Origin of the sequence: Ensifer sp. Root31 (assembly GCF_001424825.1) — a bacterium.
GTDB lineage: Bacteria > Pseudomonadota > Alphaproteobacteria > Rhizobiales > Rhizobiaceae > Ensifer > Ensifer canadensis.
In genome coordinates this window covers 191,129-207,696 of sequence record NZ_LMCO01000045.1, presented here as the reverse complement: position 1 = coordinate 207,696, position 16,568 = coordinate 191,129, and the positions used below count along the sequence as shown (strand labels likewise).

At 62.3% G+C, this 16,568-nt stretch carries 16 protein-coding genes; 3 read left to right on the top strand and 13 right to left on the bottom strand.

Going from position 1 to position 16,568, the window contains the following annotated elements:
* Positions 1-88: 88 nt before the first annotated feature.
* Positions 89-637 (bottom strand): L,D-transpeptidase family protein, encoded by a 549-nt coding sequence (locus ASD00_RS30095; RefSeq protein WP_025425163.1) that lies wholly within the window; start codon positions 635-637, stop codon positions 89-91.
* Positions 638-780: 143 nt separating this feature from the next.
* Between ASD00_RS30095 and ASD00_RS30090 the strand changes: the two genes are divergently transcribed.
* Positions 781-1,464, top strand: coding sequence for a response regulator transcription factor (locus ASD00_RS30090; protein ID WP_025425162.1), 684 nt, complete (start codon positions 781-783; stop codon positions 1,462-1,464).
* A gap of 114 nt (positions 1,465-1,578) precedes the next feature.
* A complete protein-coding gene (locus tag ASD00_RS30085; RefSeq protein WP_025425161.1) occupies positions 1,579-2,034 on the top strand; it encodes a cyclic nucleotide-binding domain-containing protein in 456 nt (151 codons plus the stop codon).
* 39 nt (positions 2,035-2,073) lie between these two features.
* Here the strand turns inward: ASD00_RS30085 and ASD00_RS30080 are convergent, their stop codons facing one another.
* From ASD00_RS30080 to tesB, 7 genes are all read right to left on the bottom strand, one after another.
* The gene (locus ASD00_RS30080) at positions 2,074-4,248 is read right to left on the bottom strand and encodes a TonB-dependent siderophore receptor (protein ID WP_057210860.1); all 2,175 of its coding nucleotides are present in this window, start codon (positions 4,246-4,248) and stop codon (positions 2,074-2,076) included.
* Between the two features lie 315 nt (positions 4,249-4,563).
* The gene (locus ASD00_RS30075; RefSeq protein ID WP_025425159.1) at positions 4,564-5,370 is read right to left on the bottom strand and encodes an exodeoxyribonuclease III; all 807 of its coding nucleotides are present in this window, start codon (positions 5,368-5,370) and stop codon (positions 4,564-4,566) included.
* Between the two features lie 231 nt (positions 5,371-5,601).
* Positions 5,602-6,264 (bottom strand): outer membrane lipoprotein carrier protein LolA, encoded by a 663-nt coding sequence (locus ASD00_RS30070; RefSeq protein ID WP_025425158.1) that lies wholly within the window; start codon positions 6,262-6,264, stop codon positions 5,602-5,604.
* 136 nt (positions 6,265-6,400) lie between these two features.
* Positions 6,401-9,073, bottom strand: a complete 2,673-nt coding sequence (locus ASD00_RS30065; protein ID WP_025425157.1) for a DNA translocase FtsK — start codon at positions 9,071-9,073, stop codon at positions 6,401-6,403.
* Positions 9,074-9,315: 242 nt separating this feature from the next.
* Positions 9,316-10,680, bottom strand: a complete 1,365-nt coding sequence (locus ASD00_RS30060; RefSeq protein ID WP_057210857.1) for an ammonium transporter — start codon at positions 10,678-10,680, stop codon at positions 9,316-9,318.
* Positions 10,681-10,707: 27 nt separating this feature from the next.
* Positions 10,708-11,046: a P-II family nitrogen regulator gene (locus tag ASD00_RS30055; RefSeq protein ID WP_025425156.1), complete on the bottom strand. Its 339-nt coding sequence runs from the start codon at positions 11,044-11,046 to the stop codon at positions 10,708-10,710.
* Positions 11,047-11,277: 231 nt separating this feature from the next.
* Positions 11,278-12,168, bottom strand: a complete 891-nt coding sequence (gene tesB, locus ASD00_RS30050; RefSeq protein WP_025425155.1) for an acyl-CoA thioesterase II — start codon at positions 12,166-12,168, stop codon at positions 11,278-11,280.
* Positions 12,169-12,253: 85 nt separating this feature from the next.
* Here tesB and ASD00_RS30045 point away from each other — a divergent pair, with 85 nt between their 5' ends.
* On the top strand, positions 12,254-13,468 hold the full coding sequence (locus tag ASD00_RS30045; RefSeq protein WP_057210855.1) for a ubiquinone biosynthesis hydroxylase: 1,215 nt from the start codon (positions 12,254-12,256) through the stop codon (positions 13,466-13,468).
* A 4-nt stretch (positions 13,469-13,472) separates the two neighbouring features.
* On the opposite strand, the gene ASD00_RS30040 is transcribed toward ASD00_RS30045, so the two are convergent.
* The 5 genes from ASD00_RS30040 to ASD00_RS30020 all read right to left on the bottom strand — a co-directional run bounded on the left by ASD00_RS30040 (position 13,473) and on the right by ASD00_RS30020 (position 16,502).
* The gene (locus tag ASD00_RS30040) at positions 13,473-13,865 is read right to left on the bottom strand and encodes a hypothetical protein (protein ID WP_025425153.1); all 393 of its coding nucleotides are present in this window, start codon (positions 13,863-13,865) and stop codon (positions 13,473-13,475) included.
* An 87-nt stretch (positions 13,866-13,952) separates the two neighbouring features.
* Positions 13,953-14,141, bottom strand: coding sequence for a Trm112 family protein (locus ASD00_RS30035; protein WP_025425152.1), 189 nt, complete (start codon positions 14,139-14,141; stop codon positions 13,953-13,955).
* A 10-nt stretch (positions 14,142-14,151) separates the two neighbouring features.
* Positions 14,152-14,832, bottom strand: a complete 681-nt coding sequence (locus ASD00_RS30030) for an LON peptidase substrate-binding domain-containing protein (RefSeq protein WP_025425151.1) — start codon at positions 14,830-14,832, stop codon at positions 14,152-14,154.
* Positions 14,833-14,956: 124 nt separating this feature from the next.
* Positions 14,957-15,934, bottom strand: a complete 978-nt coding sequence (trxA, locus tag ASD00_RS30025) for a thioredoxin (protein ID WP_025425150.1) — start codon at positions 15,932-15,934, stop codon at positions 14,957-14,959.
* A 58-nt stretch (positions 15,935-15,992) separates the two neighbouring features.
* Positions 15,993-16,502, bottom strand: a complete 510-nt coding sequence (locus ASD00_RS30020) for a prolyl-tRNA synthetase associated domain-containing protein (protein WP_025425149.1) — start codon at positions 16,500-16,502, stop codon at positions 15,993-15,995.
* Positions 16,503-16,568: the final 66 nt, after the last annotated feature.

Here is a 16,568-nt window from a genome sequence, read left to right as displayed (position 1 = left end):
GTTGTGGCCGGTGAGGTTTCTCGCGTGATCTATGCTTTCCGAATTCTTCTTTCGATCGCCGGTCATGCCTCATATTGCAGCGTCGACATTAGACAACTTTGACGACGGTGCCGCGACGCAGATGCGGGATCAGCCGGCGCATGGCGGCAAGGCTTATGGCGACGCAGCCCTCGGTCGGCTCGTATCCGGGGCGGATGAGGTGAAAGAATATTGCCGACCCGGCATAACGGCGCCGGCTGGTCAGGTTCCAGTCCATCACCAGGCAGATGTCGTAGAGCCTGTCCGTGCGCATCATGTCCTCGTGGCTCGGCGCGAAGGGCGCATTGGCTGGACGGTTGTAGCGGGCATGACTGGGAGCGTCGCACCAGAGCATGCCGTTACGCGTGGCCCGCATCGGCAGCGGCGTCGGCGGCAGCAGGATGCGGTCGCGCCTGACATAGCCGCCGATGAGTTTCATCGCGGCGCGCGGCGTGGCACCGTCGCCCTCGCGCTTGCGGCTGGTAATGCCGCTGCGGCCGATGGCCGCTTGCTCCGTGCGGCCATCGAAGGTAACCAGCGCACGCCTGCGATCAAGCGGGGCAGGCCGGACGGTGATGACGGATTTGACTGGCCTTCTTCCCGACGTTTTCTTGCGCATCTCTCTCACAGATTTTTGAATTGTCCGTGATTTGGCGGGCACCATAAGCACGGTTGCATATATAACGAGGTTCCAAAACCGGTTCGCTTGCCAACACGGGCATTTGAGCTAGTTTGAAACCGGAAGCAAACAGGAATTGTCCCATGGCGACCCGTACCATTCTTCTTGTCGACGACGACAATGACCTGCGCGAAACGTTGGTCGAACAGCTTTCGCTGTACGAGGAGTTCGATCTTCTTCAGGAAGCGACTGCCGGCAAGGGGATACAGGCGGCGCGCGCCCAGCAGGTCGATCTGCTGATCATGGATGTCGGTCTGCCCGACATGGACGGGCGCGAGGCGGTCAAGCTCTTGCGCAAGGGCGGCTTCAAGGCGCCGATCATCATGCTCACCGGTCATGACACGGATTCGGATACGATCCTCGGTCTGGAAGCCGGCGCGAACGACTATGTCACCAAGCCGTTCCGCTTCGCCGTCCTCCTCGCCCGTATCCGCGCGCAGCTGCGCCAGCACGAACAGAGCGAAGATGCGACCTTCAGTGTCGGTCCCTACACGTTCAAGCCGAGCCAGAAGCTGCTGACGCTCGAAAACGGCCAGAAGATCCGGCTGACCGAAAAGGAAGCGGCGATCATCCGCTATCTCTATCGCGCCGACCAGAAGGTGGTGACGCGCGACGTGCTGCTCGAAGAAGTCTGGGGTTACAATTCCGGCGTGACGACGCATACGCTCGAAACACATGTCTATCGGCTCCGCCAGAAAATCGAGCGAGACCCTTCCAATGCCGAGATTTTGGTGACAGAGAACGGCGGCTACAAGATCGTTCCGTGAGGCGGCGACGTCCGATGATTTCTCCGCACGTCAGCTGCTTCGGACTATTTGCATCGATTGCTATGCTCTTGGGTTTCGAACCCCGGAGCATCGTGATTCAGGGAGGTTAGCCGTTTGGCGCTCAACGACGACATCGTTCTTCTGTCCAATGTGCCGCTTTTTGCCGATATCAGCGAGGACAAGCTGAGGCTGATTGCCTTTGGCGCCGAACGTCGACGCGTGTTCAAAGGGCAGGAGCTGTTTCGCGAGGGCGCTCCGGCCGATTGCGCCTTTGCCATTGCCAGCGGCAGCCTCTCGCTTTCGAAAGCCAATGCCGACGGCGCGATGGAGGATGTCACCACCGTCGGCCGCGGCGCGCTTCTCTCGGAACTGGCGCTGATCTCGATGGTGGAACGCAAGTTTACCGCGACCGCGGACGAAGACAGCGAAGTGATCCGCATCAATCGCCCGCTGTTCCGGCGCATGCTGGAAGAATACCCGGAAGTTGCCGCCCTCGTGGAGGCGCGCATCCGCGAGAACCTGCAGGCGATGATCCGCCGCGCAGGCGCACTGGCCGGCCGTTTCGCCTGACGCACTCCCGATAGACGGTCGCACGCCAGGCGTTTTCACCTACCATTTGTACTTGAGCGTGCCGAGCACGGTGCGGCCCTGGCCGAAGTAGCAGTAACCGTCGGTGCAGACTTCTTCGCGCCGGTCGCCAATGTTGGTTGCGCTGACGGCCAGCGACAATCCGTTCAGATCGGGATTTTTCACGCCGAAATCATAGGCGATCGACGCGTCGAAGTAGACGGCGCCGCCGTTTTCCGCCGTATTGTCGTCGGAGGTGAAGGACTTGGAGGTGGCGCGGATACCGCCGCCAAGGCTGAGACCGGCGAGCTGCGTATCGTCTGGCACGAGGTAGTTCACCCAGAGGGATGCGATGTTGCGCGGCTTGGTCGAGGGCACGTTGCCGATCAGTGCGGGATTGACGTTCCCGGTGATCTCGGCGTCGTTGTAGGTGTAGGCGGCGATCAGGCTGAAGCCATTGTCGAATTCGCGTCGCGCCTCGACCTCGAAGCCCTTGGTGGTCACCTCGCCCGAAGATTTGTAGTAGTAGCAGACGGGCAGCGACGCGTCCGCGACATATTGCGGCGCCCCGGTTTCGACGATCCGGTAGACGGCGGCGCTCAGCGAATAGGCCTCGCCTTCCGGCTGGTATTTGATGCCCAGTTCGATCTGCTCGCCCGTCGTCGGATCCAGAACCGTACCATCTGCCGAGAGCTGCGTGCTCGGCACGAAGGACGTGCCGTAGCTGGCGTAGGGCGCAATATCGTTGTCGAAGAGGTAGAGCAGGCCCACCTGGCCGGTGACTTCACCGTCGTCCTTGCGGTCGACTGCACCGGTGTTCTTGTTGGTGCTCGTCTGGTCCACCCAGTCGTGGCGCAGGCCGGCGACGGCGCGCCAGTTGCCGAATTCCGCCTGGTCCTCAGCATAGATGCCGGTCTGGCGCAGATCGCGGCCACTGAAGCTGGTGAGCGCGGGCGTCGGGCCGGTGATGCCGAAGGTCGGATTGTCGAGGTCGAAGCGATAGGCCGGATCGCTGGCGCCAAAGCCGAGCCCGAAGTCTGACGTGATCCAGGTATAGTCGAGGCCGGTCAGCAGTGTGTGCGAGATGGCGCCGGTATCGAAGGTCGCCAGCAACTGGTTGTCGATCTGGTAGGCGCGCTGATTGTCGGTAATCGCGACCGGCGACCGCTCGTAGACATTGCCAGTTGCCGTGCCGAACTCGAGATAGCGGGCGTCCAAATCCATGTCGCTGACGCGGGCGTGCTGACGGAAGATCAGGCCATTGTCGAATTCGTGCTCGAGCTTGAAGCCAGCCTGATACTGCCGCACCTTCTGGTGATCGTATTCCGGATCGCTGTAGCGCAGCAGCTTGCCGCCATATTCGAACACCCGCGGGCTGGCATCGCTCTCGCCCTTCTGTCCGAGGCCGTAGACGGTCAGCGACGTTGCCTCGTCCGGCTTCCAGGTGAAGGAGGGCTGCAGCAGGTAGCGGTCGTCGGCAACGTCGTAGCTGGTTTCGCCGTTCCGCAGCAGACCGACGATACGATAGAGAAAGTCGCCTTCGGCGGTCGCCGGGCCGCCGAAATCGAAGGCCGTCTGGGCGCGGCCGATCGTGCCGTATTGAACTTCGACCTCGCGGTGCGTGTCGTCCTGCGGCATCTTGGAAATGCGGTTGACGATGCCGCCGACACCGGCGGCGCCGTACAGCACCGACACCGGTCCCTTGATGATCTCGATGCGGTCGAGACCGTAGATCTCGGTCGGGAAGGTGCCGTAGTTCATATAGGGCTGGCGCAGGCCGTCGCGGAAGTCGCCGGTTGTGGTCGTCTCGAAGCCGCGAATGTAGATCTGGTCGAAGCGCGGGTCGAAGCCGAAGGCGCCGGTGGTAACACCGGCGGCATAGCGGGTTGCCTGGATCATGTCCTGGGCGCCACGCTCCTCCAGTTCCTTGCGGGTGACGACGGAGACCGAGCGCGGGGTCTCGACCAGTGGCGTGTCGGTCTTCAGCGCCGTGATATTGCGCGACGGTGCGATGGTATAATTGTCCTCGGCGATGCTGGTGGCCGCCTGTGCGGCCGAAACCTCGATCTTCTGCAGCCGCGTCGTCTTCTCACTCGTGGCCGTCTGCGCGGTGGCGGAATTTGATAGCAGTCCGATCGTGATCGCGAGTAGTGCCGTTGTTGCCGAAAGGGAACGAAGCGAGGTGCGAACGGGTCTGTTCGGAAAAATCTTGCGCATGATCTGGCCCCTTTTGCGGGCGCACGAAAGCCCTCCGGACTGGCCCGGAGCGAAGCACCCGAAAATCAATGGAAACGACGGCTGCTTAGCCGCCGGAGGCGGTGTCCCCGCCGCTCGCAAAAAGGGATAATCGCTTCGAAAAACAGGATCAAGAAAAATATGAGATTTTTACTCATCTTTTCTTGATGCAGCTGATCGTGCTACAGCGCCGCGCGTCTTATTAGACGCGCGGCGCTGTAGCACTTTGAATTGCTGCATGTTTTTATCCTTAAATCGAATAGGATTTAAGGAAACACGCAGTAGAGCGTTGCCGCTCTAAATATCGAAATGCGCGATCACCGGCACATGGTCCGACGGCCGCTCCCAGCCGCGCGCTTCCCGCAGGATATCCACCTGCGTCAGCTTCGGCGCGAGGTCGGCCGACGACCAGATGTGGTCGAGGCGTCGGCCGCGGTCGGCCGCTTCCCAATCCTTCGCGCGGTAGCTCCACCAGGTATAGAGCTTGGTCGGCGCCGGCGCATGCTGGCGCATCAGGTCGACCCAGGCGCCGCCGTTCATCACCGTGTTGAGGCCCTCGGTTTCGATCGGCGTATGGCTGACGATCTTCAGGAGTTGCTTGTGCGACCAGACGTCGTCCTCGAGCGGCGCGATGTTGAGGTCGCCGACGAGGATGGAGGAGATGCCCGCCTCGGCTTCGGCGTGCAGCAGCTTCATCTCATCGACGAAATCGAGCTTGTGGCCGAACTTCGGGTTGATCGACCTGTCCGGTTCGTCGCCGCCGGCGGGAACGTAGAAATTGTGCAGGCGGATCTTCTTGCCGCCCGCCTCGAACACCACCGAAAGGTGGCGCGCATCGCCGACGCCGCAATAGTCGCGGCGGTCGCTAAGCTCGTGCAGGGGCAGACGCGAGATCGTCGCGACGCCGTGATAGCCCTTCTGGCCGTGCATCTCGATATGGTTGTAGCCGAGTGCCTTGAGTGGCTTTGACGGAAACTGGTCGTTCGGGCACTTGGTTTCCTGCAGGCAGAGAATGTCGGGCTGCCAGGTCTTCAGCAGATGTTCGATCAGCGGCATGCGCAGGCGAACGGAGTTGATATTCCACGTGGCGACGGAAAGGGCCATTGCTCATTCCCCATGATTGGGTAGGTCCGGGCGTTCGACGAATGGAAAGCCGGCTCAGGACGGATATGTTTTCGATGTCGGGGAGGTTTAAGCAGGTCTGGCGCGTCGGGACAAGGAATGCATGAAAAGGTCGCTGCGCACTTTGACGCGCTGCATGTTTTATCCTTAGATCGGATCCGAGGACACATGCAGTGGGCGGCCAATGTCCACAATGCCTATGCTGAGGCGGTCTTAGCCGCCCCGTTTGTTGCGAACCTCGTCGTAAGGAATCTTGAACACCTTGTCGTCGAGCGCGATGCCGGTCCGGACGTTGAAGATCATCACCGACGTGTCCTTCTTCTGCGCATCGGTGATCGTCCACTGGCGCAGGTCGTAGGTCTTCGGATCGAACATCATGGTGATGGTCGAATCGCCGAAGATCGAGCGATCCCCGAGCACGATGGTGATGAGGTCTGATTCTTCCTTGACGTCGCGCACCATCTTGCCGGTCAGGTCGATCCGCTCGCTGAGCAACAGGTTCAGCGGCGTCTTGGAGAGCGGGTAGATATCCCAGGTCTTCAGCTTCATATTGCCGATGACCACCGACTTGCCGTCGGAAATCACGCGCATCGGCGAAGGCGCCTCGTAGTTGAAGCGGATGCGGCCGGGGCGGCGGATGTAGAACTTGCCACCGGTCTGCTCGCCGCGCGGGCCGAACTGCACGAATTCGCCGGACATGGTCTTCACCGACGAGAAATGATCGGCGATCTTCTGGGCGGAGGCCGGGGCCTGGGCAAAGGCCTTGGTGACGTCAAGACCGGCGCCACCCATGCCCGCGAGCGCCGCGAGGCCGCAAACGAATACACGGCGCGACATCGCCGGATTGCTGCCCAGGGTGGTTTTCGTCTCTGTCATCACAGTCTCCTTCATTTCCTGAATCATCTGGAGCGCAAGTGCGGCACCTTCAAGGCGTTTTTCATGGCCTTCGGCGGGCCGCGCTCTCACATGACCGTTACCGGGCATGGATCATCGCCCGGGACGAAAGCCGGGTTTACCGGCCAGTGATTTCCGCTTCGGTCGGCACGAGGATTTCCCGTTTGCCGGCATGGTTTGCCGGGCCGATGATGCCTTCCTGTTCCATGCGCTCGATCAGTGAAGCGGCCCTATTATAGCCTATCCCGAGGCGACGTTGCACATAGGATGTGGAGGCCTTGCCGTCGCGCAGAACGATCGCCACCGCCTGGTCGTAGGGGTCGTCGGAATCGGCAAGATTGGACGTGCCGGCGGGGCCGCCGCCGTCATTGTCCTCGTCGTCATCTTCGGTGATCGCGTCGAGATATTGCGGTGTGCCCTGGGTCTTGAGATAGGCGACGACTTCCTCGACTTCGGTGTCGGAGACGAAGGGACCGTGGACGCGCTGGATGCGTCCGCCACCGGCCATGTAGAGCATGTCGCCCATGCCGAGCAGCTGTTCGGCACCCTGTTCGCCAAGGATGGTGCGGCTGTCGATCTTCGACGTCACCTGGAAGGAGATGCGGGTCGGGAAGTTGGCCTTGATCGTACCGGTGATGACGTCGACCGACGGGCGCTGCGTCGCCATGATCACATGAATGCCGGCAGCGCGCGCCATCTGCGCCAGCCGCTGCACCGCGCCTTCGATGTCCTTGCCGGCGACCATCATCAGGTCGGCCATTTCGTCGATGATGACGACGATATAGGGCATCGGCGACAGATCGAATTCCTCGGTCTCGTAGATCGCCTCGCCGGTCTGGCGGTCGAAGCCGGTCTGCACCGTGCGGGTGATCGCATCGCCCTTGGCCAGCGCCTGCTCGACGCGGGTGTTGAAGCCGTCGATGTTGCGCACGCCGATCTTCGACATCTTCTTGTAGCGCTCTTCCATCTCGCGCACCGTCCACTTGAGCGCGACGACCGCCTTCTTCGGGTCGGTCACGACGGGCGAAAGCAGGTGCGGGATGCCGTCATAGACGGAGAGTTCGAGCATCTTCGGGTCGATCATGATCAGGCGGCACTGGTCGGGACGCAGGCGGTAGAGCAGCGACAGGATCATGGTGTTGATCGCCACTGACTTGCCCGAGCCGGTGGTGCCGGCGACGAGCAGATGCGGCATCTTGGCGAGATCGGCGACCACCGGTTCGCCGCCGATGGTCTTACCGAGCGCCATGGCCAGGCGCGCCTTGCTGGTCTCGAAGTCGCGCGAGCCGATCAGTTCGCGCAGATAAACGGTTTCGCGGCGCTGGTTGGGCAATTCGATGCCGATGGCGTTGCGGCCCGGCACGACGGCGACGCGGGCAGCAATGGCGCTCATCGAGCGGGCGATGTCGTCGGCAAGGCCGATGACCCGGGAGGATTTGATGCCCGGCGCCGGCTCCAGTTCATAAAGGGTAACGACCGGGCCCGGGCGGACGTGGATGATCTCACCCTTGACGCCGAAGTCCTCAAGCACACCTTCGAGCATGCGGGCGTTCTGCTCCAGCGCGTCGGCGGAGAGCGAAGCGTCGCGGGTGACGTTCTTCGGCTCGGCGAGGAAATGCATTGGCGGCAGCGCGAAATCGCCGTCATCGTCCTCGACGAAGGAGCGCTGCGCCTCGCGCTCGAGCCGCTGGCTGGTCTTCGGGCGAGGCGGCGGGGTGGCAACACGCGAGCCGGCCTTCGGCAGACCCTGCTTCGGCGGTGCTGCTTTCGGCGCCCAGTCGGCTGCTGCGTCAAGATCGTCGTCCTCGTCATCGGACAGAATGCCGGCGGGGCGGCGCTCGTCCATGTCGAAGGGCATGTCGTCATCGTCATCAGCCATGATCGGCGGTGGCGTGACGATGCGGCGCTCGGAACGGTCGAGCGAAGGTTCGATGCGGTCGCCGGCCATCGGCTTCGGCCGGACCGGCTCGTTCAGCGTGCCGAATTCGTCATTGTTGAAATCGTAGGGCTCATCGTACTGGCGCTTCGTCGGCGTGCGGGTACCGCTCATGCCGAAGATGCGGCGGACGCGTGCCTGCACGGTGTAGCGCAAGTGGGCGAAAGAGCCCATCAGCAGGGTGAAGGGGCCTTCGCTGTCGTCTTCGTCCAGTTCGTCGCGCACGGTGCGCGCCTTGCTCGGCGTCGGCGCCTCGATCTCGTCTTCGTCCTCCTCCTCGCCGACACCGATCAGGCCGGCGCTGTAGATCAGGCACCAGGCGGCAGGAGCGGCGAAGATGCAGGCAAGCACGGTAGCGAAGGTGCCGGTCGGGAAGGCGCCGGTGAACAGCGCGGGAAACCGCAGGATCATGTCGCCGAAGACGCCGCCGAGGCCGTTGGGCAGCGGCCAGGTGATCGGCGCCGGGACGCAGCTCAAGGCCGCGCCTGCAAGCACCGATCCGACGAACCAGAGGCCGAGGCGCTTGAAGATCTTGTCGAAGCGCTTGCCGCCGATCAGCACCAGCGCCCAGGCAACGGCCGGAAGCAGGGCGACGACGCTTGCAAGCCCGAAAAACTGCATGAAGATGTCGGCAAAGGCCGCGCCGGCATAACCGAGCACGTTGGTCGGCTCGTCGGAGGTGGCGTAGGAGAAGCTCGGGTCGGCAACGTTCCATGTCGATAGCGCCGCGATTGCCAGCGCCAGTGCGCCAAACAGCGCAAAGCCCGCCAGCGACGCGATCTGTCGCCATACGAATGTGGTTAGCACGAACCGGTTGGAACGGCTGTCAAGCGTTGCCGGATTGCTTCTGCTCATGTTGCCTGCTGCCCGTCTCGATCTTCAAGACACATTGCGTGCCATGGAATCAACCTAAGCGAAGCACGGTTAATGCGACATTAACCATGCGTGTATGCCGCTAAAATACCGGTGGGCGAGGCGTGCAATCCGCATGAAAGGGAAAAAAAGCCCGGATCAGTCGATCCGGGCCAAAGGCGATCCGTATCAGACGGACCGCGACGGGACGTTGAGCGGCGCCTGTTGACGGCGCCGCGATTGGCTTAGCTGTGGTAGGCGGCTTCGCCGTGGGACGAGAGGTCGAGACCTTCGCGTTCGGCTTCGACCGAGACCCGGAGCCCGACGATCGCGTCGACCACCTTGTAGAGGATGGCCGAGACCACGCCGCACCAGATGATGGTGATGGCGACGGCGGTGAGCTGGGTCATGAACTGGCCGCCCATGGTGACGCCGTCGGCATAACCGATGCCGCCGAGCGATGACGATGCGAAGATGCCGGTCGCCAGCGCACCGAAGAAGCCGCCGACGCCGTGAACGCCGAAGACGTCAGCGGTGTCGTCGTAGCCGAACTTGTTCTTCACCACCGAGACGAAGAAGTAGCACAGCGGCGAAACGATCAGGCCCATGACGATCGCGCCCATCGGGCCGGCGATGCCGGCGGCAGGCGTAATGGCGACGAGGCCGGCGATCATGCCCGAGGCTGCACCGAGCATCGAGGCCTTGCCGCGGGTGAAGGTTTCGACGACCGACCAGGAAAGGATGGCTGCTGCGGTCGCGAGGAAGGTGTTGACGGTTGCGAGCATCGCGCCGCCTGATGCCTCGAGGTTGGAGCCGGCGTTGAAACCGAACCAGCCGAACCACAGCATCGCTGCGCCGACGAGCGTCAGCGTCATCGAATGCGGTGCCATCATGTCCTTGCCGAAACCGGTGCGCTTGCCGACCATGATCGCGCCGATGAGGCCCGCAACACCGGCATTGATGTGCACGACGGTGCCGCCGGCGAAGTCGAGGGCGCCCATGCCGAAGAGCAGGCCGTTGCCGTCCCAGACCATGTGGGCGATCGGGAAGTAGACGAAGGTTGCCCAGAGGACGGAGAAGAGCACGGCCGCCGAGAATTTGATGCGCTCGGCAAAGGCGCCGATGATGAGGGCCGGCGTCAGCGCTGCAAACGTCATCTGGAACAGCATGAAGATGTATTCCGGAATGACCACGCCTTGGGAGAAGGTGGCCGACGTGCTGTCAACCGAGACGCCTGCGAGGAACATCTTGGCGAAGCCGCCGAAATAGGGGTTGGTCGAGCCGCCGAAGGCGAACGAATAGCCATAGACGACCCAGACGATCATCATCGTTGCGCCGATGACGGTGCACTGCATCAGGACCGACAGCATGTTCTTGGCGCGAACGAGGCCGCCGTAGAACAGCGCGAGGCCTGGGATCAGCATGAAGAAGACGAGCAGCGTGGAGATGAACATGAAGGCCGTGTCGGCCTTGTCGGGAACGGGTGCTGCGGTGGTGGCAGCGGCGGCTGCCGGTGCGGCTTCCTGGGCAAAGGCGACGACCGGTGCAAGAAGGGCGGCAGAGGCTGCGCCGATCCTGACCAGAGAGGTGGAAAGTTTGCTTGACGACATCGAGTAGTGCTCCCTGAACGGCGTGGCTTACAACGCTTCTGAATCGGTTTCGCCGGTGCGGATGCGCACGGCATGGTCAATGGAGTAGACAAAGATCTTGCCGTCGCCGATCTGGCCGGTCTTGGCGGCAACGGCGATCGCTTCCACGGCCTTGTCGACGACCTCCGAGGCGACCGCGATCTCGATCTTCAGCTTTGGCAGGAAGCTCACGGCGTATTCGGTGCCGCGATAGATTTCAGTATGTCCCTTCTGGCGGCCGTAGCCTTTAACCTCGGTTACGGTCAGGCCCTGGATGCCAACAGCAGTGAGGGCTTCGCGAACCTCATCGAGCTTGAACGGCTTGATAATGGCCATCACAATTTTCATCGGTTTCCCATCCTTGTTCGCCTCCGGTCGGAGGCCATCTCTCCTTGCTGCGGAACGCTGAAAGCGCCGTGCAACCGGACAGCTACATTCAAGGGGCGTGCCAGATTCGTCGTGGCACGCTAAACCTATGAAAAGGCATGGGAAAATTATCACGCACAGCGACGGTGCCGCGACGCGCTAAAAAATCGTCACTTTAGAAGATTAAAAAATAGGCAGAAAAGAATAAGTGCCCTATTCCTGTTCAGCTGCCTTTTTCCGGATCAGGCCTTCCTGCGCCACCGAGGCAATCAGCACGCCGGAACGGTCAAAAAGGCTGCCGCGGGTCATGCCGCGGGCACCATGGGCACTGGGGCTGTCCTGGGTATAGAGCAGCCAGTCGTCCATCTTGCAGGGGCGATGGAACCACATGGCGTGATCGAGGCTTGCAACCTGCAGGTTGCGATCGAACACCGACGTGCCATGGGCATAGAGCGACGTGTCGAGCAGCGTCATGTCCGAGAGGTAGGCAAGCACGGCCGCCTGCAGGTGGCGCTCGTCGGGCACATGGCCGACGGCCTTGACCCAGACGTCCTGGGTCGGCTTACCATCGTTGCGGGCGAAATAGTGGGTGAGCGAGACCGGCCGGATCTCGATCGGCCGTGGCCGCTCCCAGTAGCGGCGGATCGCTTCGGGGGCGTGCGCCAGGAACTTGTCCTTCAGCTCCTGCTCGCCCGGCAGGGTTTCCGGCATCGCCACGTTGGGGATGTCGATCTGATGTTCGAAGCCGTCCTCGTCATATTGGAACGACGCCGACATTGAGAAGATCGCCTTGCCGTGCTGGATGGCGACGACACGCCGCGTGGCGAAGCTCGAGCCGTCGCGGATGCGGTCCACCTCGTAGATGATCGGCACGGACGGATCGCCTGGGCGCATGAAATAGGCGTGCAGCGAGTGCACGTAGCGGCCTTCGTCGACAGTGCGCTGGGCTGCGACCAGCGCCTGCCCGATCACCTGGCCGCCGAACACGCGCTGCCAGCCGACCTGGGGACTGCGGCCACGGAACAGGTTCTCCTCGAGCTTTTCGAGGTCGAGTGTGGCAAGCAGCGCATCCATGGGCGTTGCGGTCTCAGTGGGGCGCGACATTTCGGCTGTCTCCGATGGTAGGAACGGCGATGGCATTGATCTATATAGGCATGAAACGATGCTCAAGTGCGACGGGAGAAAGCGGATGATCGATGTGTTGATTGCCGGTGGCGGCTATGTCGGCCTTTCGCTCGCGGTATCGCTGAAGAAGGCGGCACCGCATCTCGAAGTTTCCGTCATAGACGGTGCGCCGGAAGGCGCCTGGAAGCGCGACGAGCGCGCCTCTGCCGTCGCCTCGGCAGCTGAGCGCATGCTCGATGTTCTCGGCGTGTGGCAGGCGATTGTGCCGGAGGCCGAGCCGATCCGGCGCATGGTCATCACCGATTCGAAGACATCCGATCCGGTGCGCCCGGTTTTCCTCACCTTCGACGGCGAGGGGGAGGAGGGGCGGCCCTTTGCCCATATGGTGCCGAACACGGCCATGGTCGGCGCGCTGCGCGCCGCCTGCGAGGAGTTTGGTGTAACCGTGCGGCAGTCGACCATGGTCGAAACCTTCGAGAGCGGCGATCATGCGGTTGCGGTGACGCTTACCGGCGGCGAGCAGTTGGAGGCCCGTCTGCTGGTTGCCTGCGATGGCGTGCGCTCGAAGCTGCGCGATGCGGCCGGCATCAAGACGGTCGAATTCGACTATGGCCAGTCGGGCATCGTTACCACCGTCGAGCATGAGCGCCCGCACGAAGGCACGGCCGAGGAGCATTTCCTGCCGGCCGGCCCCTTTGCCACCCTGCCGCTCAAGAACAATCGCTCGTCGCTGGTGTGGACCGAGCGCACTGCGGACGCGGAGCGCCTGGTCAAGGGCGACGATTTCCTCTTCGAAGAAGAGCTGGAGCGCCGCTTCGGCCACAGGCTTGGCCATCTCAAGGTTGTCGGCGGCCGTCGCGCCTTTCCGCTCGGCCTGACCCTTGCGCGCGATTTCGTAAAACCGCGGTTTGCGCTTGCGGGCGATGCCGCCCACGGGATCCACCCGATCTCCGGCCAGGGCCTCAATCTCGGCTTCAAGGACGTGGCGGCGCTGGCCGAGACGATCGTCGAGGCGGATCGTCTCGGGCTCGATATCGGTTCGCTTGCTATCCTCGAGCGCTACCAGAGCTGGCGCCGGTTCGACACCTTCCGCATGGGGGTGACCACGGATGTGCTCAACCGACTGTTTTCGAACGACATTACACCCGTCAGGATCGCCCGCGACTTCGGTCTCGGTCTTGTCGATCGGCTGCCGTCCCTCAAAAGCTTCTTCATCCGCCAGGCGGCCGGCGTTGCCGGCGACGCGGACCCGCGGCTGCTTTCCGGCCAGCCGATCTGAGGGGTCAGAAGATGGTGAGATTCTCGATCCGGTAGACGAAAAGCGCCCAGAGCCAGCCGGGCGCGACATCGACGACGGCAGTGAATTTGTCTTGCAGATCCTGGTACGACAACAGCAATGTCATGCCGATCGCGATCGTCCACGTGAAGCAGATGCGTAGATTTCTGCGGCTGAAGAACTCGTAAAATCCGTCCTCGTCGTATTCGGTCCCGGCGACCATGTCCCAGAAACCGTAGTTCGCACTCAGCATGTCGTCGATGGCGTGATTGCGCCAGAACTGGCCGGGCGCGGCATTGAAGCGATCGGGAATGAAATTGAACGACGAGCGGAAGACATGGACCGCCGCGCCAAGCGCGGTCAGAGTCACGATCGCGACGACGTAGTGCCAGATGTTCATCGTGTCCCGCCGAGCTACCGATAGTCCAGGCAACTTACGGGCTATTCCTTGACTGATCGTCAAAGGATGTGGGATCGGCCGCTGGCGTCAGTCCTCGATCTTGCGTGCCTCGGAGATCAGCATGATCGGCACACCGTCGCGGATGGGATAGGCGAGCCGTGCCTTTTCCGAGATCAACTCATTGGCTTCGGCGCGATAGCTGAGCCGGCCCTTGGTCAACGGGCAGACGAGCAGTTCGAGCAGTTTCGGATCGACCTTGCTGGCGTTGACGTCCATGACCCCTCGCTTACTGCAGAATGTTGTCGACATCGCCGAAATTGCGCGCAAGCACGATCTCGGTAATGGCAATCAGCGTCTCGGCGCGGGTCTTGAGGTCGGGGGCCTCCAGCAGCGCCTGTTTTTCTGCCGGTCCGTAGGGCGACATCATCGCCATGGAGTTGACCAGCGTGCGGTTGCTGGCGCGCTCGACACTCTCCCAGTCGGCCTTCAGCTTGTTGGCCTCCAGATAGGCCCTGAAGGCTGCCAGCAGCGCCGAGCGATCGACAAGGCTTTCATCGTCGCGATTTTCGAGATCGGCCGTGAAGGGCCCGATACGGAAGCGGCGATAGCCGCGTGTGCCGGCCACCTCGTTAAACAGTCGGTAGCGGCATACGCCGGTCAGCGAGGTGATGTAGCGGCCGTCGCCGGTTTCGGCAAAGGAGGTGATGCGGCCGATGCAGCCGACCTCGCAGAGCGCGGGCACCGGCCCGACGCCGATGTCGTTGCGGCCTTCGCAGAAGGAGGGCTGGACAATCCCGACCAGCCGATTGCCGGAAAGAGCGTCGTCGAGCATCGCCAGGTAGCGTGGCTCGAAGATGTTGAGCGGCAGCTGGGCACCCGGGAGCAGCAGCGCACCGGTCAGCGGAAACACCGGAATGATCTCCGGCAAGTCCTGCGGACCAAGATAACGTGCATTTCCGACATGCATTCCAATTGACCTTGCAGATGTCCGGTTCTGCCCCGCCACGCCCATAGGCATAGCCAACCAGATCAAGAAATGGTGCGCCCTTCGAAAATCTCAAGGGAAAAACGCACCGATCTTGCTGCTCTGCTCAGGAAAAGAGGATCGACGACAGCTTGCGGCGGGCGGCGATCGTCGCCGGGTCTTTCGGGCCCCAGACTTCGAAGAACGAGACGAGCTCGCGCCGTGCGCCATCGTCGTCGAAAGCCCGGTCGCGCTTCATGACCGTCAGCAGGTGGTCGGCCGCGCCATTGCGGTCGCCTTCCACGTTGCGGATCTTGGCGAGCATCATGCGCGCCTCATGGTCGTCAGGGTTTGCCGCCAACCGCTGTTCCAGGGCGTTCGGATCGCCGAGCTTGCGGGCTTCTTCGATCTGGTCAAGCTTCTTGGCGATCGCGCTGATGCCGGCATCCTTGGCAAGATCTTCCGGCAGGCTCGTAAGCGCTTCGCGCGCTTCGGCGATCTGGCCAAGCGTGATCATGCAATCGACCATGCCGGCAATAGCCACCACATTCTCCGGGTCTGCCTGCAGCACGGCGCCGAAGAGCCCGGCGGCGTTCTCGGCATCGCCCGCTTCGAGCAACCCCTTGGCGTCGGCAAGTGCTGCCTCGATCTCGGCCTTGCTGTCGTCGACGGCGGGGCCGGCGATCTTTTCGATGAATTGCTTGATCTGGCTTTCAGGCACGGCACCCATGAAACCGTCGACCGGTCGCCCACCGACGAAGGCGATGACGGCGGGGATCGACTGGATGCCGAGCTGGCCGGCGATCGACGGATGGTCGTCGATGTTCATCTTGACGAGCTTCACGCGGCCGGCGGCTTCCGTCACGACCTTTTCGATCACGGGGGTCAGCTGCTTGCACGGTCCGCACCAGGGCGCCCAGAAATCGACGAGAACAGGCTGCTGGCGCGAGGCGTCCAGCACGTCCTTGCTGAAGTTGGCGGTCGTCGTTTCCTTGATCAGGTCGCCGCCCGGTGCGGCGGCCGCGGCCGGCTGGCCGCCGAAGGAAGCCGAAGCGGTCATCTGGTTGCCGAAGGACCCTGCATAGGGATTGTCGTTGCCCGTCATTCTTCTCTCCTCGCCGGCTCGTGATCCGGCTTCCTGCATTCGCGCCAAAGATCGTATGTCAGGCTGTCACTTTCAAGACAAGCGGTTCATGTCCCGTCGCTTCCATGAAGCGCAACAGGTCGTTCGAGCCGATCGAGGTCGTCGCGTCGTTGGAAAGCGGGTGGCAGTTGATCACATCGAACTTCATCAATTCCTCGTCGATGATCACCTTGACGTTGCCGCCGGTGTCGTTGATGGCGCCGAGTGCGGTCACCGCTCCCGGGATGACGCCGAGATATTCCATCAGCTTCTCCGGCTTGCCGAAGGAAACCTTGCTCGCAGCACCGATGACCTGGTGTACCGTCTTCAGATCCACGGTCGCGTGTTCCTCTACGGTCAAAAGGAAGTAGTTGTCCTTCTTGTCCTTCACGAACAGGTTCTTGGTGTGACCGCCGGGGATTTCGTCGCGCAATGCCACCGATTCGGCCACGGTGAACACCGGCTCGTGTTTTTTGGTGCTGTGTTCGATGCCGAGGTCGTCGAGAAAGCGGAAAAGTTCGTCCGCGGTCTTCGGCTGCGCTTCGTTCATGAGGGTGATTCTCCTGCCGCTCCGTTTTTTTCCAGTCTGCTTTAGGGGAGAACGGCCGCGGCGTGC